Source organism: Bartonella sp. AA1HLJMS, assembly GCF_042197445.1.
Taxonomy (GTDB): domain Bacteria; phylum Pseudomonadota; class Alphaproteobacteria; order Rhizobiales; family Rhizobiaceae; genus Bartonella.
This window is the reverse complement of the sequence record NZ_JBHIRW010000269.1, coordinates 1-735: the sequence shown is the minus strand read 5'-3', so window position 1 is coordinate 735 and position 735 is coordinate 1. Positions and strand designations below refer to the sequence as shown.

The following is a 735-nucleotide window of genomic DNA, read 5'->3' as shown; positions in this document are numbered from 1 at the left end:
ATACTCAAAACATGGCAGATACGTTATATATCTTAAGTGATGGAAAGCAGGATTACGTAAACTTGGAAAATCATAAATATGACTTTGTGGGTACAAAGATTGGCAAAAATCCTTACACTTTTGAACAAATACCTCCTGGAAGTGGTCCCTGGAAAGAGAGAGGGCAAATATTTAAGGGCTACCCCAGTGTCCATGCTTGTTATGGTAATGCAGGTTCAATATGTCGACAGGCTTATGGATTACCTAATCGTACGCCAATTTATTCAAAATATTCAGGAAGAAAAAAATGAAACAAATCTTGAAATTATTAAGTGGTCTCATTCTGTTAAATATTGCTGGATGTAACATCGACAAGCCTCCACCAGGAGTTTTGAGTGCATGGGAGAAACCTGGTGCAGATTTTACGGAGATAGGAAAAGCCTTGTTAGAATGTGGTATGCCAACCCCTTATGATGTTTTTCCAGAAAATAGAAAGCTAAGCATCAATGCAGAGGCTTCCATCGATGCTTGCATGATTCAAGCAGGATTCCGCTACAAATGGGGAGGACCATATTGGTGTTATACTTTTAAAGAGAAAAACTTGCCGATTTGTCGTCCAGGTGCTGTCATACCACAGCGCAGTGTCAAGAAGCGCTTGAACAGCCCTTTTTGTAAAAAGTATAAAAATGCACCTGAATGCAAACCTTAAGTCTTGCTAGTGATGATCAACAATCCGCCATCCTTGCCTTCGCTTGG

General features: G+C 40.0%; 1 protein-coding gene and 1 pseudogene. Both read left to right on the top strand.

Annotation, left to right across the window (positions count from 1 at the left end):
* Window positions 1–290: pseudogene (locus ACFIQE_RS11120) on the top strand (hypothetical protein); the annotation flags it as partial.
* Window positions 287–688, top strand: a complete 402-nt coding sequence (locus ACFIQE_RS11115) for a hypothetical protein (protein ID WP_375707775.1) — start codon at window positions 287–289, stop codon at window positions 686–688. The pseudogene ACFIQE_RS11120 and the gene ACFIQE_RS11115, both read left to right, overlap by 4 nt.
* Window positions 689–735 lie beyond the last annotated feature (47 nt).